The 23,958-nt window shown below is 50.7% G+C and carries 19 protein-coding genes and 2 pseudogenes; 15 read left to right on the top strand and 6 right to left on the bottom strand.

Annotated features, from left to right (window positions below):
- A pseudogene (locus DXV75_RS07635) lies at window positions 1-349 on the bottom strand (transposase); the annotation flags it as partial.
- A gap of 95 nt (window positions 350-444) precedes the next feature.
- Between DXV75_RS07635 and DXV75_RS07630 the strand changes: the two are divergent.
- Window positions 445-975, top strand: coding sequence for a phospholipase A2 family protein (locus DXV75_RS07630; protein ID WP_115592793.1), 531 nt, complete (start codon window positions 445-447; stop codon window positions 973-975).
- A gap of 751 nt (window positions 976-1,726) precedes the next feature.
- A pseudogene (locus tag DXV75_RS07620) lies at window positions 1,727-2,772 on the top strand (IS3 family transposase).
- A 360-nt stretch (window positions 2,773-3,132) separates the two neighbouring features.
- Here the strand turns inward: DXV75_RS07620 and DXV75_RS07615 are convergent.
- A complete protein-coding gene (locus DXV75_RS07615) occupies window positions 3,133-3,468 on the bottom strand; it encodes a DUF3718 domain-containing protein (protein WP_115592791.1) in 336 nt (111 codons plus the stop codon).
- Between the two features lie 466 nt (window positions 3,469-3,934).
- Here DXV75_RS07615 and speA point away from each other — a divergent pair, with 466 nt between their 5' ends.
- Window positions 3,935-5,851, top strand: a complete 1,917-nt coding sequence (gene speA / locus DXV75_RS07610; RefSeq protein WP_181898378.1) for a biosynthetic arginine decarboxylase — start codon at window positions 3,935-3,937, stop codon at window positions 5,849-5,851.
- A 21-nt stretch (window positions 5,852-5,872) separates the two neighbouring features.
- Here the strand turns inward: speA and DXV75_RS07605 are convergent, their stop codons facing one another.
- A complete protein-coding gene (locus DXV75_RS07605) occupies window positions 5,873-6,952 on the bottom strand; it encodes a serine hydrolase domain-containing protein (RefSeq protein ID WP_115592790.1) in 1,080 nt (359 codons plus the stop codon).
- A 292-nt stretch (window positions 6,953-7,244) separates the two neighbouring features.
- Between DXV75_RS07605 and DXV75_RS07600 the strand changes: the two genes are divergently transcribed.
- The 3 genes from DXV75_RS07600 to DXV75_RS07590 are packed head-to-tail and all read left to right on the top strand — an operon-like array spanning window position 7,245 to window position 10,014.
- Window positions 7,245-8,669 (top strand): DNA-3-methyladenine glycosylase 2 family protein, encoded by a 1,425-nt coding sequence (locus DXV75_RS07600; RefSeq protein ID WP_115592789.1) that lies wholly within the window; start codon window positions 7,245-7,247, stop codon window positions 8,667-8,669.
- The gene (locus tag DXV75_RS07595; protein ID WP_115592788.1) at window positions 8,641-9,126 is read left to right on the top strand and encodes a methylated-DNA--[protein]-cysteine S-methyltransferase; all 486 of its coding nucleotides are present in this window, start codon (window positions 8,641-8,643) and stop codon (window positions 9,124-9,126) included. The genes DXV75_RS07600 and DXV75_RS07595 overlap by 29 nt, the downstream gene beginning before the upstream one ends.
- The gene (locus DXV75_RS07590; protein WP_115592787.1) at window positions 9,127-10,014 is read left to right on the top strand and encodes a DMT family transporter; all 888 of its coding nucleotides are present in this window, start codon (window positions 9,127-9,129) and stop codon (window positions 10,012-10,014) included.
- A 23-nt stretch (window positions 10,015-10,037) separates the two neighbouring features.
- Here DXV75_RS07590 and DXV75_RS07585 read toward each other — a convergent pair whose 3' ends face one another.
- The gene (locus DXV75_RS07585) at window positions 10,038-11,459 is read right to left on the bottom strand and encodes a sensor domain-containing diguanylate cyclase (protein WP_115592819.1); all 1,422 of its coding nucleotides are present in this window, start codon (window positions 11,457-11,459) and stop codon (window positions 10,038-10,040) included.
- Between the two features lie 210 nt (window positions 11,460-11,669).
- Between DXV75_RS07585 and glmU the strand changes: the two genes are divergently transcribed.
- The 8 genes from glmU (at window position 11,670) to DXV75_RS07545 (ending at window position 20,351) form a co-directional block, all read left to right on the top strand.
- The gene (gene glmU, locus DXV75_RS07580; protein WP_115592786.1) at window positions 11,670-13,031 is read left to right on the top strand and encodes a bifunctional UDP-N-acetylglucosamine diphosphorylase/glucosamine-1-phosphate N-acetyltransferase GlmU; all 1,362 of its coding nucleotides are present in this window, start codon (window positions 11,670-11,672) and stop codon (window positions 13,029-13,031) included.
- 124 nt (window positions 13,032-13,155) lie between these two features.
- Window positions 13,156-14,184 carry a Gfo/Idh/MocA family oxidoreductase gene (locus tag DXV75_RS07575; protein WP_115592785.1) on the top strand — a complete coding sequence of 343 codons (1,029 nt, stop codon included), beginning with the start codon at window positions 13,156-13,158 and terminating at the stop codon, window positions 14,182-14,184.
- 75 nt (window positions 14,185-14,259) lie between these two features.
- Complete coding sequence (locus tag DXV75_RS07570; RefSeq protein ID WP_115592784.1) at window positions 14,260-15,030, top strand: DeoR/GlpR family DNA-binding transcription regulator; 771 nt, start codon at window positions 14,260-14,262, stop codon at window positions 15,028-15,030.
- Window positions 15,031-15,032: 2 nt separating this feature from the next.
- Window positions 15,033-16,865 carry a glutamine--fructose-6-phosphate transaminase (isomerizing) gene (gene glmS, locus DXV75_RS07565; RefSeq protein WP_115592783.1) on the top strand — a complete coding sequence of 611 codons (1,833 nt, stop codon included), beginning with the start codon at window positions 15,033-15,035 and terminating at the stop codon, window positions 16,863-16,865.
- 187 nt (window positions 16,866-17,052) lie between these two features.
- Window positions 17,053-17,433, top strand: a complete 381-nt coding sequence (locus DXV75_RS07560; RefSeq protein WP_115592782.1) for a hypothetical protein — start codon at window positions 17,053-17,055, stop codon at window positions 17,431-17,433.
- Complete coding sequence (locus tag DXV75_RS07555; RefSeq protein WP_115592781.1) at window positions 17,430-17,621, top strand: helix-turn-helix transcriptional regulator; 192 nt, start codon at window positions 17,430-17,432, stop codon at window positions 17,619-17,621. Before DXV75_RS07560 ends, DXV75_RS07555 begins: the two co-directional genes overlap by 4 nt.
- Before the next feature lie 181 nt (window positions 17,622-17,802).
- Window positions 17,803-19,167 carry a DUF1800 domain-containing protein gene (locus DXV75_RS07550; RefSeq protein ID WP_181898377.1) on the top strand — a complete coding sequence of 455 codons (1,365 nt, stop codon included), beginning with the start codon at window positions 17,803-17,805 and terminating at the stop codon, window positions 19,165-19,167.
- 2 nt (window positions 19,168-19,169) lie between these two features.
- Complete coding sequence (locus DXV75_RS07545) at window positions 19,170-20,351, top strand: DUF1501 domain-containing protein (protein ID WP_245953146.1); 1,182 nt, start codon at window positions 19,170-19,172, stop codon at window positions 20,349-20,351.
- A gap of 116 nt (window positions 20,352-20,467) precedes the next feature.
- Here the strand turns inward: DXV75_RS07545 and DXV75_RS07540 are convergent, their stop codons facing one another.
- Both DXV75_RS07540 and DXV75_RS07535 read right to left on the bottom strand, forming a co-directional pair.
- Complete coding sequence (locus DXV75_RS07540; RefSeq protein ID WP_115592779.1) at window positions 20,468-22,153, bottom strand: integrin alpha; 1,686 nt, start codon at window positions 22,151-22,153, stop codon at window positions 20,468-20,470.
- A 254-nt stretch (window positions 22,154-22,407) separates the two neighbouring features.
- Window positions 22,408-23,151: a TrmH family RNA methyltransferase gene (locus DXV75_RS07535; protein ID WP_115592817.1), complete on the bottom strand. Its 744-nt coding sequence runs from the start codon at window positions 23,149-23,151 to the stop codon at window positions 22,408-22,410.
- Window positions 23,152-23,334: 183 nt separating this feature from the next.
- Here DXV75_RS07535 and rlmE point away from each other — a divergent pair, with 183 nt between their 5' ends.
- Window positions 23,335-23,955, top strand: coding sequence for a 23S rRNA (uridine(2552)-2'-O)-methyltransferase RlmE (gene rlmE / locus DXV75_RS07530; RefSeq protein WP_115592816.1), 621 nt, complete (start codon window positions 23,335-23,337; stop codon window positions 23,953-23,955).
- The last annotated feature ends 3 nt before the right edge of the window (window positions 23,956-23,958 follow it).

Below are 23,958 nucleotides of genomic sequence, written 5' to 3'. Positions count from 1 at the left end.
GAATAACGGCGCTTATTGCTCTGACTCAGCTTCTCGATTAACGAGAGTGTTTCATGGAGTCCGACATCAACAGAGCAGAAGCCTTTTTTAATATTTCCTTCTCTAATTCAAGGCGTTCAACTTGCTTCTTCAATTCGCGGATTTCCCGCTGTTCCGGCGTCATCGGTGCGGCCTGAGGGGATTTACCTGCTCGTTCTTCCCGTAATTGCTTAACCCATTTGCCCAGAGTTGAATAGCCAACTCCCATCGCTTCAGCAGCTTCTTTATTCGTGTACCCCTGGTCAACGACCAGTTGCGCTGTCTCCAGTCTGAATTCAGGACTAAAATTCGAGCCTTTCTTCTTTGCCATCTTGTCACCTAATTTTGTTATGCTGCTATCATAGCAGCTCTAATTAGGTGGCCAAATTCACTATGCCACTACAGAATAGTCTCTCAGCAACTAGCATGAAAACTGCTGATTTAGCTCTGACTAATTTTATGTCTACACAAAGCAATTCTGGTCAACCTAATGGTTGTGGGGCAGAAGGTGATTGGTTCAACACTGTAATACCTCAATTTCCTTTTTCGTCAGCGTGTAATGCGCATGATACTTGCTACGCGGGTACAGCAAGTAAAGCGGCTTGCGATACAGCATTTCTCCAGGATATGAGAAATATTGCCGAATTGAAAGTGGCAACACTCAACTTCGATGTGCGAGCGAAAGTTCTGTTTGAAGCACTATTCGAATCGCAAGCGCTGCTCTACTATCACGCAGTTGATACTCTTGGGGATGGGGCTTATTGTGATGCCACTCAAAATAGTTCTTCCGTAGAATGTGCAAGGCGTGAAGCCCTTGAATCTGAAGCGTCTGAGTTTGTTCGCGAAAACATTACTGACTTCGGAAGAGGCTACAAAGTAACTTGCGAATTATGGAAATTTCCAGATGGTAATGGTGGATATTATTATCTAGAGATGAATTGCGAAATATCATATTAGAGGACGCGAATTTATATACTAACTGCAACGAACTCAAAAATTAAAATGGTAAGCTGTTGATGCTTCTTAATTTATTTCCGAAAAAAAGGTAAATGACATGAAGCATCAACAGCTCACCGAGAATGAAAGGTATATGTTGTCTGCGCTCAGAAAGCAAGGGCTGACAATACCTCAAGAATGCTTATCAGTGATTAATGTTACACTTCAGAGTTGATACTAAAGGAGTATGTATGTTAGGTCTATTAATAGTAGTTTTCTTATGTGTACTTTCTTCAATTTTAGGCTTTTTTCTAGGTAAGTTGAAAAAAAAACTATTTTTACTTTTCGCTCTAATCCCGTTTATTTTTGTCACTTTAATTTGTATTTATGAGTTGTACTTAACGGACTCTGGCGGAGGCTCGCCATTTGTAATTGTTCTATTCTTTACAGTAGCAGCACCTGTTACTATCTCTTATTTGATATTTTTTAGTGTCGGCTTTAAGCGTAAAAAAAATAATTCAAAGTATTAAAATACTTAACATAGTGTTTTTTAATGTGAAGCTATCTTAAGAAACAAATTGTGTCGGTGAACTCCGTTAACGCAGTGTGTCCGGTCTGATTAAATTTAAATGTAGTGGTTTAGACGTAAACGTCTGGTAATCCCCAAAATTATTTGAGCCGCCTTTTTGATGTGGCTGAAATCCACATCTGAATCGCCACTGATTTCCTAGACGCCTCCCAGTTAGATAAACTAACTGAAAGAGAGGTGCTTATGAGCGGTAAACGCTACCCTGAAAAATTCAAAATTGAAGCGGTCAAACAAGTCGTTGATCGTGGCCATTCTGTCGCTGATGTTGCCAAGCGACTCGATATCACTACTCACAGCTTGTATGCCTGGGTTAAGAAGTTCGGCCCTGATTCCAAGAAGCATAATGATTTATCTGAGGCCCAGGCTGAAATAAAGCGGCTTCAGAAGGAATTGAAGCGGGCCACTGAAGAGCGGGATATATTAAAAAAAGCCGCGGCGTACTTCGCAAAGCAGTCCGATTGAGGTACGCCTTCATCAGGGACAACAGCGATTGCTGGCCCGTTCGTTGGTTGTGTCGGATGCTGGATGTTCATCCCAGTGGTTACTATGCATGGAACAATCAGCCTCTGTCCAAACGCGATAAAGCCAACCGACGCCTAACAGGATTAATAAAACAATTCTGGCTGGAGTCTGGCGGCGTGTATGGCTAGCGGCGACCACGCCATCGAGGCGGAGAAAGCCACGTTGTTGTGCCAAATCGCCTGAATCGGGAATTTAATCCCGCTGCGCCTGATGAGGCCTGGGTCACGGATATCACGCATGTCCGTACCCACGAAGGGTGGCTGTATCTGGCGGTTGTCGTGGACTTGTTCTCCCGAAAGGTTATTGGGTGGTCCATGCAGCAACGGATCACGAAAGATATCGTGCTTAATGCATTACTAATGGCGGTATGGCGTCGCAATCCGAAACAACAAGTGATAGTGCACTCGGATCAAGGAAGCCAGTACACCAGCCATGACTGGCAGGCGTTCCTTAAATCGAACGGCCTTGAAGGTAGTATGAGCCGCCGCGGTAACTGTCATGATAACGCCGTTGCGGAAAGCTTCTTCCAGTTACTGAAGCGGGAAAGAATTAAGAAGAAAGTCTACTCAACCAGAGATGATGCCCGTAGCGATATATTCGATTACATCGAAATGTTTTATAACTGCAAACGCAAACATGGTTCCAATAATTTACTGTCACCAGTAGAGTATGAAAAACGCCATGTCCAACGGCTGGGAAGTGTCTAGGCTAGTAGTGGCGATTCAGAACGCCAAGTGGCTTACATCCCTCTAGTAGTCAGGGATTAAGGGAATTGCGGGTTTTGGGGAGACTTTGATGTAATCATCCCCGAGCTTTTAAAGCTTATAAGAAGGCGCTGATTTCAGCGCCTTTTTTGTGCCCTGAAAAAAGTACATCGAGCTTATTCAATTTTGTCGTGTAGGTTTGAGCCTGGAAAGAGTCTCTGGCTGAACGAGAGGCTGAAGGTGATAAATTCGCCTGCGGAGGTTTTGTATTGAGGATGTTTTAGTGGAGATTAAGATGTAGCAGGGTTCCCGGTACGTCAGCTCAGCAGTGACATAGCGGGAACCTCGGCTGGCAATACATTCTTAGTTGCGGGTGTTAACTTGGGCCACTATTTCAGTAGTGCTGTACCGGCCACCCGTGATGTAATCGTTTACTGAGGCAGGGTTTTCACCATATTGAGCAACGAAATCTACCAGTGGCGTACCATTGCAGGTTACGGAGTTCGCCACATAGTGTTTGCTCAGGCCTGAATCTTTAATTGCCCTATGCAGTTTCACGGCACTCCCTTTAGTGGCAACTGCACAAATTTTTGAAGTGACAGAGTTGTCAGCTGGCTCAACACTTGAATTTGCATTCGCAAACCCTGCAACAACAAAACTGAAGCCAATAATTGCGGTTAATTTGGTCATGGTTTTCATCTTGAATATCCTTGTTTGGTTAAGTTCGCGGGAGATGCCCGGTTGAATGGACTTGAGCAATCGAGGTGCCAACTTTAAAAAGTGATAAATATCAATAATTTATATTCGACTTGTGGGTTTTTGGAAGCGCGGTTAAAAATTGTTCGGCTAAATACTGGTTTAAATCGCTAAATTTTGGTCAAAGTTTGATTTTGGCTTGTCTGGTGTGCTTTTAAAGGCTCAATAGGCCTGAATAGGCCGCCCGATTCTGGAGGGTGCCAGGTTCTCTTCCCCGGGCCATGAAATACACTCCCTCCCCTGAATTTTGTGAACAGGTCTACCCTGCAAACATCCAACACAGATGTGAGATTTCCATAGCGTCACACACAGGGTTGTCTATAATACGCGTCTATTATCTTTGTTCGAAAACGCGTGGTATCGATTTTCAGACGGAAAAAGGCCGCGCTTGGGTATTAAGGTGACAATCTTGGCTGAGTGGAATATCGAAGAAGCAGAACGGGTTTATGGTGTCTCCCGATGGGGTGGCGGCTACTTTCAGATTGGCGAGAATGGCAATGTTCATATTACGCCGGACCCGAAAAACCCGGGTGTGCGAATTGATTTCAAAGCGGTAATCGATGAAATCCATGAGGAAGGCGTACAGCTTCCTGTTGTAGTGCGTTTTCACGATATTTTGCGCTCACAGGTTGCAAACCTGAATACCATTTTCGCAGACACCATCAAAGAAGCGGAGTATCAGGGCGAATATCAGGGTGTGTATCCGGTTAAAGTAAACCAGATGCGTGAAGTGGTTGAAGAAATCGTTGATGCAGGTCAGCCGTTCAACTATGGGCTGGAAGCTGGCTCTAAAGCTGAGTTGCTTACCGTCCTGGCGATGAACACCAATGAAGACTCACTTACCATCCTCAACGGCTACAAAGATGCCGAGTTTATGCAACTGGCGTTGCTGGGCCGCAAACTGGGCCGTAAGGTCGTCGTGGTTGTCGAAAAGTATTCTGAATTGCTGTTGCTCGTGCGCGTTTCCAAGGAGCTTGGGGTTGAACCCATCATAGGCGTGCGGGCCAAAATGACCGTCAAAGGCCGTGGCAAGTGGGAAAGCTCTGGTGGTGAGCGAGCCAAATTTGGTCTGACCATTGCCGAAATCATTAAAACCGCACGTTACCTGGATGAGCAGGGCATGAGCCATTGCCTCAAGCTGTTGCATTTTCACATTGGCAGCCAGCTCACCGACATTCGGGCAGTTAAAGAAGCCATTAGCGAAGGTGCCCGTATTTATGCAGAACTGCACAAAATGGGCTTTAAGCTGGATTATGTTGACGTCGGTGGTGGTCTTGGCATTGACTACGATGGCAGCAATTCAACCAATGAGTCATCACGCAATTACAGCATGCAGGAATACGTATCTGACGTAGTTTACGGCATGAAAGAAGTGTGTGATTTGGAAGGCGTGCCTCATCCGAACCTGGTCAGTGAGAGCGGCCGTGCCATAACGGCCCATCACAGCTGTGTGGTTACCGAAATTGTGGGTGAAATTCGTTCCAACAGTGCTGAAATCGCTACCCAGGCAGAGGAAGGTGAGCACGTATTCGTGAAGAATATTCGTGAGCTGGAAGACACCTTCGACGAGCAAATCAACATGCAGGAGGTGTATAACGACGCCTCGCAGTGGAAAGAACAGGCGCTGGATGCCTTCAAGTTACGGGTTCTGAGCCTGGAAGAGCTGGGTAAAATTGAAACCATGTACTGGCGGATTATGACTCGCCTCAAGGCCCATTATGCCAACGCGGAATACGTTCCGGAAGAATTGCAGGAACTGGATTACAGTCTGTCGTCTCAGTATCTGGCCAACTTTTCCGTGTTTCAGTCGGCTGCAGATACCTGGGCGATTGACCAGTTACTGCCGGTTGTACCGCTTACCCGCATGCACGAAAAACCGGAGGTGAACTGCTCGCTGGTTGATATTACCTGCGACAGTGACGGAAAAATTGATCAGTTCACCATCGGCCGGGAAATTACCGACGTGATTCCCATGCACAGCCTCCGAAAGGATGAGTCCTACTATGTGGGTCTGTTCCTGACCGGTGCCTATCAGGATGTTATGGGTGATATGCATAACCTGTTCGGGCGCCTGAATGAAGTGCATATTTTCAGTTACGATGACGATCCACAGGATTTCTACATTGAAGAAGTGGTCAAGGGGTCTTCGGTTGAAGACGTGCTGAATATTATGCAGTACAACCCCAAAGCAATGGCTTCCGATGTGAAACGGCTGATTGATCGTCATGTCGCCAGCGGCAACATGAACCCGCGGGAAGGTGTGCGTTGGACAGATTTTTACGAGAATTGCCTGAGCGGCTACACCTACCTCAAAACGAGCTCTTAATATTACCCTTAAACCGGAGCCTCAGGGCTTCGGTTTGCTTTCACGGTAATGAAAATAGCGGTTCCAGAACTCTGCCGTAGTGGCGTTGATCATATTCGATTCCGCATTCATCAGCATTACATAGCCAGCACCGGTTTCCGGTACAAATGAAACATCTGCCCGGTACCCTTTCACCCAACCGCCATGATAGTTGATTTGTTTACCCTCAAAGTCGTAAATTCGCCAGCCCAACCCGTAGTGCGCGTCGTTCAGATACTCGCGCCAGCCGCGTCTGTATGTTTCACGCCGGGTTTTAACGATAGGGGTTGTCACGGTTTCGATGAGTTCCGGCGGTAACACGGTCGGGAATTCCCCTAACAGTGCCTGCACGTAAATGGCCATGTCGGCAATGCTGGCGTTTACTCCGGCAGCTGGCGTAAAACGGTAGTAGTTGCTTTCCACAATCCCTTCGCGCCAGCGGTTACGGGCGATGGCGATGTGGGGCCGCGCCCATTCCCCGGAAGCCATCAGCGCACTTTTGCCCGCACTCGCTGTTTTCATGCCCAAAGGAACAAACAGTTGAGTTTGGAGCTGGCGCTGATAGGAAGTGTTCTGGTTTACCAGGTAGTGTTGAATGGCACCGAACAATGCGTTCTGATAGGTGTAACATTCTCCGGGAGCGCAGATGGGTTCCAATCGGGCCAATTGCTCCAGTACCTTATCAAGTGAATAATCCGCCTCAATGAGGTTGTCATACGCATTAGGCATAAAGCCACTGGATTGCCCGACAATGTGTTTGAGTGCCAGTTGCTCCATGCCTTTTCCGGTAAATTTGATTTCCGGCACGAGCGTGCTGATGGGCGTGTCCCACTGCAGTTTTTGCTGCTCTACCATCTTGGCCATCAGAATGGCGGTGAATGATTTGGAAACCGACGCCAGACGAAATACCGTGTTCTCTGAAATGGCTTTGCCACCGCTGTGGGTTTTACCATACACATACACTTTGGGGGTTTCACCCTGCTGATAGTAAACAAAGGTGTAGCCCGGAATATTGTACTTTACTGCCTGACGTTTCACGTATGCCGCGTAGTCGCCTACCCACTCCTGCGCACAGGACAGCATTGCCACGCCCCAGAGGGTAAGGCATAACAAGACACTACGCAGTGATCGCGTAAGGCGGGTAAAGAGGTTAGGCAAGATCACTCCGCTGTTGTAATTATGATACCCACACTTGGTGTGGCAGTGATTCCGACAAAAGCTATTATGCTGACCGGGGCCTTGAGAATCAACTGGTGTGCATGGTCAAACATTGCCTGCATGACGATTTGATTGAGTTCCGATTTTGTCGCGTAGAGAGCACAATTAAAGAGTAAACTGTCCCCCTGGTCGAGCCATAACCACTAGGGGCAGAGACGTGGCAACAACTTCCGTGCAAGTATCGGAACAGCAGCGGGCCTGTTTCAGAGAGGCCCGTTTAAGCCGGGATCGGCGCTTTGACGGGCAGTTTTTCGTTGCCGTTAAAAGCACTGGCATATTTTGTCGAAATGTCTGTCCTGCACGATTGCCGACAGAGCGTAATGTAGAATATTTTCCGATGGCGGTGCAGGCAATGCAGGCAGGATTTCGACCCTGCCTGCGCTGCAGACCAGACAGCGCACCCGGCTCCAGCGCATGGCTGGGGGTAAACACTACTGTAATACGCGCGCAAAAACTATTGTCGGAGTTGCCGCCCCAGCCAATACATCGGGTTGCGGACCGGCTGGGGATCAGTGAGCGTTACCTGCACAGCCTTTTACGCAGGCATCTGGGGCTTTCGCCCAAGGCATTTCAGGTTTTTCACCAGTTGCTGTTTGCCAAAACTCTGTTGCAGCAAAGCACAATGCCAATAACTGATATTGCACAGGTGTGTGGGTTTGATTCTATCCGCAGGTTGCAGGTATTAATGCAAAAATACTGGCAACTGGCGCCGTCTAAACTCCGCAGACAGGGGCTGGGCGCTGAGCAAGCGCAGGTTGACTCGGAGTTTCGTCTGGCATTTTGCTATCGCCCGCCCTACGACTGGGATTGGGTGAGGCGTTTTTGGGAACGCCGGCAAATTGAGGCGTGCGAGCGTTTTAATGCGCGCGGATATCAGCGTACGTTTATCGAACAGGGGGTGGCCGGGCATGTGGCAATAGAGCATTGCCCGCAACGCAATGAATTTAAGGTCAAGCTCAGTATTGATGATGTTCGCTTTGCTCATGCTGTACTTGAGCGGGTCAGGCGAGTGCTGGATCTGGATGCGGACCCCTGCGTGATCGATGCGGCGCTGGCGCGGGCGGGTATTGCAGCAGAGCGCCGCCTGGCGGGTCTGCGCATTCCCGGAGTATGGTCCGTGTTTGAAGCGGGGTGTCGGGCTATTCTGGGTCAGCAGGTCAGTGTGAAAGCAGCCATCTCGCATCTGAACTTACTGGTGAATACACTCGGAGAAAACACCGCTTATGGGGTTGCTTTTCCTATGCCCGAGCGGGTTGCCGCTGACGAGTTAATATTTCTGCGCATGCCGCAAAGGCGCAAAGACGCGCTGCGGGATTATGCCCGTATTTGCGCTCAACAGGGTGACGGCGAGCCGGACGACAATACTGTACTGCAAATTGCAGGCGTTGGGCCCTGGACACTGAACTACATACGGTTAAGGGGCAGGAGCCAGCCCGATGTCTATCTTGGCGGAGATTTGATAGTGCAAAAGCAGGCAGCGGCCCTGGATTTAGCCCCAGACTGCGCCGCGCCCTGGCGCAGTTACCTTACCCTGCAGTTGTGGAGGCTCGCCGATGAAGAAGCCGCTTTTAAGGAGCAGTAACGTGTATAATCAGTTTTTTACCAGCCCGTGTGGCGTGCTTGAAGTAGTTGCAGATGATCGCGGCGTTACTGCCGTACGATTCGTGGAACATCAGCCGGATCGCAGCTGCGAGAGCCCAATCACTCAGCGTACTTGCACGCAGTTGCAGGAGTATTTCAGCGGTGCCAGGCACAGTTTTGATGTCCCTCTTGCCGCAAAGGGCACTGATTTTCAGGAGCGTGTGTGGCAACAACTCACCCGCATCCAATATGGTCATACCGCCAGTTACGCTGATATAGCCAACTGCATTGACAATCCCACAGCCGTTCGGGCGGTAGGTATGGCCAACGGGCGTAACCCTATTGCTATTATTGTGCCCTGTCATCGGGTGATCGGCAGTAACGGAACTCTGACCGGTTACGCCGGGGGATTGGCGCGAAAACAATTTTTGCTTGAACTGGAAGGAGCGATAAGCTGAATGCCGATTAGAGATTTAGGTGCATTGCTGATACTGGGCGCAATTTGGGGGGGCTCATTTCTGTTTATGCGTGTTGCTGCCCCTGAGTTCGGCATTTATGCGCTGGTGGAAGTGCGCACGGTATTGGCCTGTCTGGTGCTGCTGCCGTTCCTGTTTGCCGCCAGGGCATGGCCTGATTTTCGCAACAACTGGCTGGCCATAGCGTTAATTGGACTGGTAAATACCGCTTTGCCATTCTCGCTGTTCAATTACAGTTCACTGCATCTGGAGGCGGGGGTTAACGCCATTTTGAATGGCACTGCTCCCATGTTTGGTGCTGTGGTGGCCTATTTGTGGTTGAGAGACAAACTCACTCGCAGCGCAGTTGTGGGGCTGGTGATTGGTTTTATCGGTGTGGCACTTATCAGCCAACAAAAGGTGGGCAGCGGTGAAGTCAGTTTTCTTCCCATATTAACCGCATTGCTGGCGACTGCCTGCTATGGCCTTGCGGCGAGTATGATGAAACGGTATCTGCAGGGCGTGAAGCCAATCGCGGTGGCGACAGGAAGTCAGTTGATGGCGTCTGTTGTTCTGGCTCCGGTGGCCCTGGCGACATGGCCGACCGTTCAGCCCTCGTCGGCAGCCTGGTTGAATGCCATTGCACTGGCGGTGGCCGGAACCGGCATAGCGTACATTCTGTATTTCAATTTGATCGCCAATCTTGGGCCCGCCAAAGCTATCACAGTCGCTTACCTGGTTCCGCTGTTTGGTATTCTCTGGGGGTTGATATTCCTGGGTGAGCGATTATCGCTGACAGCGATCTTTGGTGGCGGGTTGATCTTGCTTGGGGTGGCCCTCACCACGGGTGTGGTGGGGCGTTTACGGCGAAACCGGCCTAGCGCGGTTTAGCGGTTTCAACTGAGCGGCTGTCGTCACTCAATCAATTGGAGCCTAACCAGATTGCACCCATCCCGACGAGCCTGGTAAAGGGCATCTTCGGCGTGCGCAGTGACTTCGTTCATTGGCCTTGGGCTGGCAGTGAAAGAAACTCCAAATGACCCGGTCAGCTGCAAATGGGGCTGGCTTTTTAACGCAGGCAGGCTGCCGAATCCATGTCGCAGGTTTTGAGCAATGTCGAACGCCTCATGGGGGCCGGTGTCAGGCAAAAGAATGATAAATTCTTCGCTGCTCCACCGGCCTAATAGGTCCTTCTCACGCAAATTGCTCGCCAGATACGAAGAAATGCTGTCGAGTACTTCATCCCCTACGTTGCGGCCGTAGGTATCGTTGATGGTCGAAAAGTTGTCAATGTCCACCAGAATGACGCTCAACGACTGATACTCACAAAGCAGTTCTTCGTAATGTCTGGCGAGGTTGTTTCTGTCCGGCAGCCGGTTGGCCACCCGCACAATCACTTCCGGTTGCATGTCGCGACGGAAATAATACAGCAGGTTGTAGATCAGCAGGAACAAACCAAACACCACAACCAGCAATGTTACCACGCTGAATATGAATGCCCGGGAAATGTCGGCCTGGCGCTGGTCGAGCGGGGTTAACAGAAAAACTGTCCACTTGAACTGGCTGAGTTTAACTTCGGCCACCAGATAATCCTGCTGATTGATGGTGATCAGGCGGTTGTTCAGAGCCCGTTGATTCTTCACTTCTTCTGGCAGGCTGGCAAACCAGGGCAGTTCCGACAGATTGGTAAAATCAGAATAATCTGCCAGCAGATTGGCTTCGGAAGACAGCATGATGTCGCCTGCCTCGTCAACAAAGATAAAATCGTACCCGTACTGCTGTTTGTAGGAATCGAAAACGCTCAGGAAGCTTTGCAGGCTTTTACCTATGCCAAAAAAGCCCAGAAATTCGTTGTTTTCGTTGTAAATTTTAATGTCGATGTAAAAGTGGGTGTCTTCCCATTTGCCAATGTCGGCAATGGTGTTGGCATCAGTGTCCCGGTATTTGAAGTACCAGTTGACTTGTTGTGGATTGAGTTCAATCTGGCTGCCATCTGAATTGTACTGGGTGCGGCTTTTCTCGCTGGCAATGAAAAAATACAGGTTGAATTCCCGGTTGAGCCTGGCCAGAGTGCTGAATACCTCAGTCTCATCGATGTTTTCATTGTCCATCAATTCAACCAGTTCCTTTGACTTTCCCAGTGCCTCAGAGGTATGCAGCGGCTTTAGCAATTGCTCAACAATAAGAGCGATCGCCGGAGAAAGGGATTGCTGTTGTGCACGGCTTTGTTCAGCAACAATCTTGGAAATACTAAAATGCACCAGAGTAACGATTGCAATGACAACGACAGCAAATAATATGAGGAAACTTCTGTGAAGGGTCCGAAAGACATTCACGAAATGTGCACGCTCCTTGGCATTGAATTTTAAAATTTTTTCTTTCCAGTGCAAAAGAGTATACCTGCTCACTTACCCAACCGCTAGCGTTTGAGTTTGGCACAGGGGGATCTTTTTTAATTAATCCGACTGGCCCGCTGACTTGTCCTCTGACCTTGGTTACACTATGCCACCAAACTCCTTTTAAACGCATTAAAGCAGGGACCCGACATGACGTTTTCAGTTGTCATCTTAGCCGCCGGTAAAGGCACCCGCATGAAATCTGCCTTGCCAAAAGTACTGCACAAAGTCGGTGGTGTACCAATGGCGCAGCGAATTATAAATACGGTTGAGGCCATGGCGGCCAGCCAGATTCACTTGGTGTATGGTCATGGGCGCGAACAGCTGCAAGCCACTTTGCACGGTACATCGCTGAACTGGTGTCTGCAGGAAGAACAGCTTGGTACCGGCCACGCCGTGCAGCAGGCTGCCCCTTATCTGAAAGATGACGAAGATGTGCTGATTCTGGTCGGCGACGCGCCACTTATTCAGCAGGAAACTCTGGAGCGCCTGGTTGACGTAAAAGCCCACTGCGATCTGGCCTTGTTGACGGTAGAGCTGGACGACCCAACCGGCATGGGCCGTATCATCCGCGAAGGCGAAAACATTACCGCCATTGTTGAGCATAAAGATGCAACCCAGGCGCAGCGAGCCATTCGTGAAATCAACACCGGTATGATGATCATGAAAGGCGCAGATTTAAAGCGCTGGCTGGGGGCACTCAGTAATGACAATGCGCAGGGCGAGTATTACCTCACCGACGTGATAGCGATGGCAGCGACCGAGGGAAAAACCATCCGTGCTGCGCATCCGGACTCTGCGGTTGAAGTGGAGGGGGTCAACAACCGGGTTCAGCTGGCAAATCTGGAACGTGCGCTTCAGCGTCGCCAGGCCGAAGCGGCGATGCTTGGTGGGGCCACTCTGGCCGACCCGGCCCGCTTCGATCTTCGAGGTGAGCTTACAACCGGTGAAGATGTGTTTATTGATGTGAATGCGGTCATTCAGGGCAAAGTGAAGCTGGGCAACGGGGTTTCGATTGGGCCAAATTGCGTTTTGATTGACTGCGAAATAGCAGACAACGCGGTGATTGAAGCTAACTCCATCATCGAACAGGCCAAAGTGGGTGAGCACTGTACAGTGGGCCCGTTCGCGCGCCTTCGCCCTGGTGCGGTGATGGAACAGAAGTCCAAGGTGGGCAATTTCGTTGAGATGAAGAAAGCCGTGCTGGGTGAGGGGGCGAAGGCCAACCACCTGACTTACCTGGGTGACGCGGAAATTGGTGCCAATGCCAACATTGGTGCCGGCACAATTACCTGCAATTACGATGGTGTGAATAAATCCAAAACCCGCATTGGTGAAAATGCCTTTATCGGCTCCAATTCTGCGCTGGTAGCCCCGGTCGAAATAGGAGCCGGTGCCACCGTTGGGGCTGGGTCAGTGATCACCTCTCGAGTTGATGACAACGCTTTGGCCATTGCCCGCAGCAAGCAGCGAGTTATTCCCAATTGGCCCAGACCGACCAAAAAAGACTAAACTCTTCTAAGCGCTGTTGAGGGTTGCTGTAAACCCGCCTGCACCACTCTTCAGCTTCTAATCTCCCGGCTGGGTGCCTGCGCACCCGCCAACCATTCATACCGCCGATTTTTGCGGAGGCATTATGATCAAAACCCTCATTGTTGGGTTCGGTTACGCAGCAACTACCTTCCACCTGCCTTTTATTCAGCATTCGCAGGAGCTCTCACTGGCCGGTGTGGTGTCTTCCGATGAAGACAAGGTTCAGCTGGCGGCACCCAACTGCCCGGTCTGGCAGGACTTAGGCGTGGCACTGACACAGCTTAAGCCCGATTTGGTGGTGATCACCACGCCCAATGTCATGCACTATTCGCAGGCGCGCCAATGCCTGGAGGCTGGTTGCCATGTGCTGGTGGAAAAGCCATTTACACTCTCAAGCGGGGATGCGCTGTTTCTGACTAAGCTGGCCCAGCAGGTTGGCAGGAAGCTGTGTGTTTACCAGAATCGGCGCTTCGATGGTGATTTTCTGACGGTTAAAGCTTTGCTGGATCACGGCCGTCTGGGGCGCCTGAAACGTTTCGAAAGCCGGTTTGACCGCTTTCGACCGCTACCGAGAGACCGCTGGCGGGAAAATGCCGGCCCTGGTAGTGGTATATTCTGGGACCTGGGCCCGCATCTGGTGGACCAATGCCTGCAATTGTTTGGGTTGCCGGAAAGAATTTGCGCTCATACCCTGATCCTGCGTGATCGTGGCCAAAGCGATGACAGCTTCGAAATGACCCTGTTCTACTCCGATTTCATTGCGGTGTTGGGAAGTTCTCCGTTTCAGGCTGGTAATACACTTCGTTTTGATGTTCAGGGCATTGAAGGTAATTACCGAAAGTACGGCCTCGACCCACAGGAACAGCAGCTTAAATCGCACATGAGCTTTTCGGATCCAAAATGGGCCCATGATGACGAAAGCGAACAGGGTTTGCTGTGTACGCAACAGGGCTGTGACCCAGTGCCAACGCAAAAAGGCGAATATCTGACGTTCTATCAACAGTTGGCTGGCGCGCTGCTGTCAGATGGCCCGTTGCCCGCCGATGCGGCTACGGTAGTGGACGTTATACGGGTTCTGGAACTGGCGGGTGAGTCATCGTCATTGGGCCGTACGTTGCGTTTTTCTGCCTGAATGTTTCAAATTAACTTGCTATTAGTAAGTTAATGTCGTTATATTTCTTTCGTTTTGTAATTTTTAAGTTTTGAGATGCAAAAGCGCAATACGCAACAACGTCGCGATGCCATCGTAGCCTGGGTTAACGAGAACGGCCATGTGCCGGTTGAATTCCTGGTTGAACATTTTGGTACTTCGGCGGTGACCATTCGCAAGGATCTGGCCCAACTGGCCCAGCAGGGGCGTTTGGTGCGTGAATTTGGTGGTGCAGCGCCCATTCCTTTCTCTGACAATCGCCCCACTCCCAGACTTTCATCGCAAAAACAGGCCATTGGCCGGCTGGCCGCTTCACTGGTTCAGAACGGTCATCATCTGGTGCTCGACTGTGGCAGTACCACCACCGCATTGTTGCCTTACCTTACAAACCACCAAAAACTGGTGGTAATGACTAATGCCCTGGGGGCGGCGCAGGCGCTGACGGCAGCCGAAAACGAACCAACGGTGCTTATGACCGGTGGCACCTGGGACCCGACTTCACAGTCGTTCCAGGGCAAAATGGCTGAAAAAATGATTGAGGCCTACAGCTTTGACTGGGCCTTTGTGGGGGCTTCCGGGTTGGACATCCAGCGCGGCACCACCACACTGAACGAATTAACCGGGCTCTCCCAAGCCATGGCACGGGCTGCAGCGCGTGTCGTGGTGATGGCTGAGTCCGCCAAACTGCATCAAAAGATGCCAAATCTTGAATTACCCTGGTCGGCAATCGATATTCTGGTTACCGATCACAACTTAAGTGCTGAACACAGACACCACATTGAGCAACAGGGCGTGACTGTGATGCAGGCAGCATCAGACGGAGAATAAACATGTGCGGGATTGTAGGCGCGGTAGCCGAACGTAATGTGGTGGAGATTTTGCTGGAAGGCCTGAAACGCCTGGAATACAGGGGGTACGACTCTGCCGGTGTGGCGCTGCTGCAACCCGATGGTACCCTGACCCGAATTCGCCGTACCGGTAAAGTGCAAGAGCTGGTGGATGCCATTGGTGACAAACCCGCGCTGGGTTCGACCGGTATTGCCCATACCCGTTGGGCAACCCACGGCGGCGTAACCGAAGCCAATGCCCACCCGCATTTTTCCAGCGACCGCATCGCGGTTGTGCACAATGGCATTATTGAAAATTACCTGAGTCTGAAAGAAAAGCTGGCTGCACAGGGCTATACCTTCACCAGCGACACCGACACCGAAACCATTGCCCATACCGTGCACGCTGAACTGCAGAAAGGTGGCAGCCTGCTGGAGGCAGTGCAAAGTGCGGTAGCCCAGTTCCACGGCGCTTACGGTACGGTGATCATGGACAAAGAAGACCCTACCCGGGTAGTGGTAGCCCGCAGTGGCAGCCCGCTGGTGATTGGCCTGGGATTGGGGGAAAACTTCATCGCTTCTGATCAGATGGCGCTGTTGCCGGTAACCCGACGGTTTATTTTCCTGGAAGAAGGCGATGTGGCAGAGATTACCCGCCGTACGGTGAAAATTTTTGACGTCAACGGCAATCCGGTTGAACGCGAAGTGATTGAATCCAACATCGAACACGATGCTGGCGACAAAGGCGGCTACCGTCACTATATGCTCAAGGAAATTCATGAGCAGCCTACGGTTGTGCGCAATGCGTTACAGAACCGTCTGGGTGAACACGGTGTATTGCCGGGCATCTTTGGCGAAGGGGCACAGGAGATATTCGCGAAGGTCCAGCATGTGCAGATTATCGCCTGTGGAACCAGCTACCACGCTGGAATGACCGCCCGTTACTGGCTGGAGCAGTTTGCCAATGTATCCTGTAACGTAGAGATTGCCTCTGAGTTTCGCTATCGCAAATCGGTAGTGCACGACAACAGCCTGCTTGTCACCATTTCCCAGTCTGGCGAAACTGCTGATACGCTGGCGGCGCTGAGGCTGGCGAAAGAATTGGGATACATGGCCAGCCTGACCATTTGCAACGTTCCCGGTTCATCGCTGGTGCGTGAATCGGACCTGGCGTTTATGACCCGGGCCGGTGCCGAAATTGGTGTGGCTTCTACCAAGGCGTTTACCACTCAGCTTACCGCGTTTTTGATGCTTACCCTGGCATTGGGCGAGTGTAACGGCATGGAAGCAGAACAAACCCAGGCGATTGTAGCTGCGCTTAACAGCCTTCCGGCCAAGCTGGAAGAAACGCTGGCCATAACCCAGGGCATAGAGGATTTGGCGGAAGAATTTGCCGACAAGCATCACAGCCTGTTTTTGGGCCGTGGCGATCAGTACCCAATAGCTATGGAAGGGGCGCTGAAACTCAAAGAGATCTCTTATATTCACGCCGAGGCGTACGCGTCGGGGGAACTCAAGCATGGCCCGCTGGCACTCATTGACGAAGAAATGCCGGTGATTGTGGTGGCCCCAAATAACGAATTGCTGGAAAAGCTCAAATCGAACGTGGAAGAAGTGCGTGCCCGTGGCGGTATCATGTACGTGTTCGCCGACAAAGACGCCCATTTTGCCAGCGATGAGACCATGCGGGTGATCAATGTGCCTCATTGCGAGGGCCCCATCGCCCCCATTATTTACACCATCCCGTTGCAGTTGCTGTCCTACTACGTGGCTCTGATCAAGGGTACCGACGTGGACCAGCCGCGCAACCTGGCCAAATCGGTAACGGTGGAATAAATACTCGAACAGCGAATTCATAACTTCGCTATTGATAGAATATTCGTAAAAGTAACGGTCACAAATAGTGGCCGTTTTTTATGCTCGCAATGTCAAATAAACTTGACTTCTGCCGAAAGAAACTTAAGATTATTTTTGTAAAGTGTGTTTTACTTAATGACAATCTTGCTTTTCATTTGGGGGCATTATGAATGCAATGACATTACGATTGGCAATTTGGACGGGCGTTTGGTTAGTCTGCGTTGCGCTGGTTACTTTTGGGGCCCAATATTGGTGGGACTATCATCCGGTCATTACCGTTTGGGTGATGCTGGTTTATGTCGGCAGCGGAGTTAAACTCATTCTGGTTAATCGCGCCTATTTACAAAACCTTGACGAGCTTCAGCGCAAAATTCAACTGGATGCCATGACGGGCACCCTAGGCGTTGGTTTAGTGGCCGGTATTGGTTATGACATGGCTGACAACCTGCGATTAATTGATGGTCCCGCTCAAATTAGTATTCTCGTGATGGTTATGGCCGTATGCTATGTGGTGTTAGTGTTAATTGGCAGCAGGCGGTACCAATGAATAATCGTTTGAAAGTATTGCGTGCAGAGCGAGACTGGACCCAGGCTGACTTGGCATCAGCCCTGGAAGTGTCCCGGCAAACTATCAACGCCATTGAAACCGGGAAGTACGACCCATCTCTGCCGCTGGCGTTTAAGTTTGCTCGATTATTTCAATTGCAAATTGAAGAGATATTTAGCGACCGATGAGGTTGCCAGATATTTTTTATGTGTTCAGGCACAAAGCAAAGTGTGAAAGAGACTTTGAGATCGTAGCATGCATAGGGCTTTTGGTTTGATGTCATTGTAAATAAATTGTAAATCCGATTGGCCGGGTCCGAATGGCCGAGTACAGTGAAAATATCCAAAACTGAAAACAATGGATTGGCATATGAGCAGATCGGGTACCTCTGCGAAGCCTTTAAGTGCGGCCTGCATTGCCGTTAACCATCTGGGATACGGAGGCAAGCCAGGCGAACTGCAGCTGGCCGCATCTGACCCCAAACAATGGTGTATTGATTGCCTGACAACGCCAATCTTTTCTAGTGAATTGCCGGGTTCCAAGCAGGTATTGGCCGATGTTACGCATTACAACCAGGCCAACAAACAAGCCAAGAAAGATGGGCAACCGCTGGATGAAAAAATAGCCTCGCAGGCCAGAAAAACTCTGCGCGTGCTATCTGAAGATACGCTCAGGGCCGCCATCAACAGTGAGCAAAGTATCGTTTTTCGCCTGTTGGACTTTTTCTCCAATCACTTCAGTGTATCTGCGCAGGGGCGGGTTATGGCGGGGCTGGCATCAACGCTGGAAAGAGAGGCTATCGCCCCCAATCTGCTTGGCAATTTTGCGGATATGTTGCTGGCTGTCAGCCAGCATCCGGCCATGCTTATCTATCTGAACAATGAAAATTCGTTTGGCGAAAACTCCCGGTTAGGGAAGAACAAGGGTAAGGGGTTAAATGAGAATCTGGCCCGAGAAATTCTGGAACTGCACACCCTGGGGGTGGATGGTGGCTACAGCCAGCAGGACGTAATCGAATTAGCCAAAGCACTGACCGGCTGGAGCGTGCAAAAATCGCTGAATGCAGAGGAAAACGGCTTTGTATTTCGTGCCGTAGGCCATGAGCCCGGAGCGCGCACGCTGCTTGGGCAACGCTACACGCAAAAAGGCGTGCAGCAGGCTGAGCATATGTTGAAAGACCTCGCCGGTCACCCCAAAACTGCCGAGTTTATCTGCAAAAAGTTAATCCATCATTTTGTTGGTGAACTAGCTTATCCTGAGCTGCTAAACACCCTCACCCAAAGCTGGCTAACCAGCCAGGGTAATTTGCACACTGTGATGAGCGCCCTGTTGAGCTCTGATGAACTGTGGCAATTGCCTGCCCGAACCAAATTCAAGACCCCAAGAGAGTTTCTGATTTCGACCGTAAGATTACTCAGTGCCGATAATATTTACGGTAGAAAGAATCTGACCGGGATCCTGACTGATCTCGGTCAGCAACCTTTTAGCGCGGGTTCACCCGCCGGATTCAGTGATGAAAATCAAACCTGGTTGAGCCCCACGGCACTGATGACGCGCGCAGACTGGGCCAATCTTGTTGCGGCGCGTTTCAAGCGTATCAATACCGAGGCTCTGATGCAGGATGCGTTCGCTGGCAGCCTCAGCCAGAGCACCTATCAAAGTGTCTTGCGCGCAGAAAGCCGGGAGCAGGGATTGGCCCTGCTGTTAATGAGCCCTGAATTCCAGTGGAGGTAAGCATGCCTGAAATGAATTCAAAATACCCAGGGCCTGGCCCATTGAACCGTCGCCAGTTTCTCAGGAATACCCTGCTGGGCATGGCCGCGCTGTCGTTTCCCACAGGTTATGCCGTGGCTGGATCTGCCAGCCCGGGTAAACGCAAAATTGTCTGGGTTTTGCTGCGCGGTGCACTGGATTCCCTGCATACCGTCATCCCGACCCAGGACCCTCATTATCAGCAACTGCGCCCAACTCTGTCGCAATCGTTTAACCAACCGCTGTTGCCGCTGAATAAGGCCTTTTCACTGCACCCTGCATTGAAAAACCTGTATCAGATGTATCAGGACAAAGCCCTGCTACCTGTTGTTGCGGTGGGTTCCGGCTATCCATCACGGTCGCATTTTGATGGCCAGGATTATCTTGAAAGTGGTCTGCCGAAAACCGATGAAGACAGCGGTTGGCTCGGCAGAGCGGTGGCCGCCAGACAGGCGTCGGCACTGGCCGTATCCAGAGCCAAACCAATGAGCCTGCGAAGCGCCAGTCAGGTTAACAGCTGGTACCCTTCTGGCCTGGACAATGCCGAACAGGACTTTTATGAGCGTTTAAGCGCCTTGTACGAGGGTAACCCGGCAATGCACGAAGCGCTGGAAAAAGGCATGCAGGTGAGAGGATTAGTCAGCAGTGAGGAGGCGCCAAAACGCCGTGGCCGTTTTGAAGATTTGGCCGGGGCGTGCGCCAGGTTAATGCTCGAAGATCCCAAACTGGATTGTGCCATGCTGGAAGTCGGCGGCTGGGATACCCATAACCAACAGGCCAATCGCCTGAACCGGGGGTTGAGTGAGCTGGATCAGGGGTTGCTGGCACTGCAAAAGGGGTTGGGCAAGGAATGGCAAAATACCGTGATTATTGTTGCAACCGAATTTGGGCGTACGGCCAAAGAAAATGGCACTCAGGGCACCGATCATGGTACCGCCAGTGCCTTGTTGCTGGCTGGTGGTGCGGTGCGTGGTGGGCAGGTGTTGGGCCAGTGGCCGGGGCTTGCGCCGGAACAGTTGTATGAGCAGCGGGATTTGATGCCCACCTCAAACAGTTTTGACTGGATCGCAACGGTCTTACATCAGCACTGGCAACTGGCACAGCCGGAACTGCGCAACGTTTTCCCGCAGGCTAAAGTGTTGCCTCAGTCCTTGATCGCCAGTTAAAGCGGGCAGGAACTAAGGCAACGCAAGTGTCTGTTTATCATTTGGCATTTCGCCAAACATAGCTGTGCTGTGAGCAGTATATTGGGTGACCTTTTCTGCATCCTGACAAGGTATGGTCAGAAATTACCACTATAAACCAATACCTTGTCGTTAATGGTAGTGGTGGCTAGTTCATCCCAGCCATCGCCATTGATGTCGGCTATGGCTGTAAAGGTCTCGCCACCATCCAAGACTGCTATCAGGGTGCCATTCAAACCGGATATAACATAAGTTTTGTTATTGCCCGCCGCTACAGCCAGGTCCATTATCGAATCACCATTAAGATCCCGCAGGCTTTTCACCCGCTGGCCAAATCGCCCCTCTGCTGTCTGGTAGGGATTGCTTAGGGCATACAGTAGCGCTCCGTTTAAACCTGAAAAAATAAAGACGCTGCCGTCTCTATCATTGTCTGAGGCATCGCCAATCGCTAAGTCAGGAATATGGTCTCCATTAACATCCCCTACGCCGGTTAAGCCTGTCCCAAATGACCCCAGATGCAATGGGCTTGGATCGTCAATAGCAAAAAGCAGCGCCCCATCTTTGCCGGAGAACACAAATGCTGAACTCGAAAATTCTCGGTTCCACGCTCCTACAACGAAGTCGGGAACACTGTCTCGGTTGACATCGCCAATTTCCGTAACCCGAAAGCCAAACTTGTCATCTACCGGCTCCGGGTCATCGATCTCATGGATCAACGCTCCTGATGCACCAGAGTATACGTAAGCCTTTCCATACCCGTTATTGCGGATTTGTCCGAGTTCTCCCACAACAATATCTGATATCCCGTCAGCGTTGACATCGCTGATACGGGCCAATGAGAAACCAAACCGCCCAGTGCTGCTCTCAAGCTGATAAAGTAAGTTGTGGGTTGCACCAGAAAACACAAAAACAATGCCAAGGCCAGGTGCCCCAACTGCGTAATCAGGTATAGAGTCGCCATTAAGATCACCAACTCCTGCGACAGTGTAGCCAAATTGGCCAAAGTGGGCTCGAACTGGCGAGTGAATGGTTTTGATCAGGCTGCCGTCTGAACCTGAGAAAAGAAATGCAATGCCCTGCTGGTATCGATATTTCGCATTTTGTGTGAAGGCGCCAACAAGCAGGTCGGAAACTCCGTCGTTATTGATATCGCCAATATCTGCCACTGCGTTGTAGCCGAACGAGTTGATTGAACGGGTGTCGTTTCTGGGATTTTCCAATGTATAGAGGGGGGCTTGGGGATTAAACGCTGAGACATTGAGGCTCATGTCATCAATCAAAACCCCATAATAGTTATCAGTAAGCTCCCAGTAATCGATGCCGATAAAATCAAGGTCGACGCGTTGATAGGTATCATTCAGGTAAAGGCTTTTGGTGTATATAACAGTGCCATCAACGTAACCATTCATTCGAACATGAACAGTGTAGCCTGGAGATCGCATCCAAAGGTGACTCACATCAAAGCGCTGCGCTAAAGGGCTGGGCATTAAACGGAGTGAAAGGTCCCGGCCTCCGTTATTCCAGACAAAGTTTTCTCCGGAGTGCGCCTGATCGCCAGAAAACCAATCGCCATTTTCGCTGCTCACGACCCAGCTGTACCTGCCGGAATCTCCGGACCATTCAAAGCCTTGGTATGAGTATATGTAAGCGTAACCATTGGGTAATGAGGGAACATAGACATCTTCAAAATCCAATACTTGTGCCGCACTGAATAAGGGGTTTATGCCAAATATTGGGACCCAGACTATGATCAGTCCTTTGGTCCAAATCGAAGATAATTTCATTGGGTTTTCTCCGCGATTGATTGTTAATTCAGGCTAGTTTTGAATGCAAACCAAACAGTGAACACGTTCACGATGCGTTTAAAAAGGTTTTAGCAAGAGGTATTGAGAAGCGGGGCCTGACGGCCATAATTTAAACTTTAGTTTACAATTGGAAAAATTTCCGAACTTATCATTGCAGAATGTTTGTCTTTGGCATGATGATCGCGAAGGGAGTAAGGTTTGTAATTCAGCGGCTGAGCAGAAGCCTTATTTAACTAATCAGAAAGCTGATACGCGCACATGCTTACGGCGCTGGCGAGGTTGAGCGATTCGATGGTGCCACTGCCGTGAATGGTAAACGGCTCGGCCTTAAAAGCGGTCAGGGCTTCATGCGGTACGCCGCGGGCTTCGTTGCCGAAAAGGTAACACTGATAGTCACGGAATTCTGCACCTTTTACATTGTTGCCCTGCAAGTCGAGGTAGGCGAAGCGTTCAAAGCGCTGTTGCAGAGTGTCCAGGCTTGCGTCCAGTTCTATCGGCAGGTGGAAGATGGCGCCCATACTGGCGCGTACTACCTTGGGGTTGAAGGGGTCGACGCTGTTCGGGCTCAGTAACAGGCGAAAGTTGCCGAACCAGGCCAGGGTTCTGAGGATGGTGCCCAAATTACCCGGGTCCTGTACTTCGTGCAGGTAAATGCAGCGTTCGCCCTGTTTTTTAGGCGCAGGATACGTGGCGATGTTGGGTAACGGCACACAGGCTACGATTCCCTGTGGGGTTTTGGTGTCGCTCAGCTGGGCCATTTTTTTCTTGCTGACCAAAGTAGGAATGAAACCGTCGCTCAGGGTCTGCGCCCACGCCTGATATTCCTCAGTAATGTACAATCTGATGCGCTTGAGCTCGGGGCGGCTCTGCATGGCTTTTTGCAACTCCAGGATCAGATGCTCGCCTTCCACCAGGTAAAAACCGAACTGGGCGCGATACTTCTTGTGGTGCAGTTTTTTAACGTCGTCGAGTTTCATAAAAGATGTTTTCGGGCCCCAGGCAGCAGCAATACGCACATAGTGTAGCTTGTTGGCTGAATCAAGTCAGTTGAAAAGCCTGCACTGGCAGAAACCTTGCCAATTGCAGCGCGGCAAATTTGCAAAACCAGCGCGCAAGATTACAATACCTGTCCCCGCGGCAACATTAAGCAGACTCACGTTATGGCTCGATCGAAAACCAGCAAAAAATGGATGGACGAACACGTTAACGACCCGTACGTGAAAAAGGCACAAATGGACGGCTATCGTTCCCGTGCCAGCTACAAGCTGCTTGAAATCAACGAAAAAGACAAACTGTTCGGGCCGGGCAAAGTGGTAATGGACTTAGGCTCTGCGCCGGGTGGCTGGTCGCAGATAGTGGCACCGGCAGTGGGGGATTCCGGGCGGGTAATTGCTTCGGACATATTGCCAATGGACAGCATCATCGGCGTTGATTTTATTCAGGGCGATTTCACCGACGAAGCGGTGTACAACCAGATCCTGGAGACCCTCAATGGCGATCAGGTGGATCTGGTCATTTCCGATATGGCGCCGAATCTCAGTGGCGTGAACACCACCGATCAATATGCGTCCATCTATCTGGTGGAACTGGCGCTGGATATGGCGCGTAACGTACTTAAACCGGGGGGGAATTTCTGCGCCAAGGTGTTCCAGGGCGTTGGCTACGACGAATACGTCAAAGACGTGCGCAGCTCGTTCAATAAGGTGATCATTCGCAAACCTGCGGCCTCCCGCCCCCGTTCCCGCGAGGTGTATGTGGTGGGTAAAGGCTTTAAGGGCTAATTC

The organism is Alteromonas aestuariivivens, from assembly GCF_003367475.1.
Lineage (GTDB): Bacteria > Pseudomonadota > Gammaproteobacteria > Enterobacterales > Alteromonadaceae > Alteromonas > Alteromonas aestuariivivens.
This window is presented reverse-complemented; position numbering and strand designations above follow the sequence as displayed.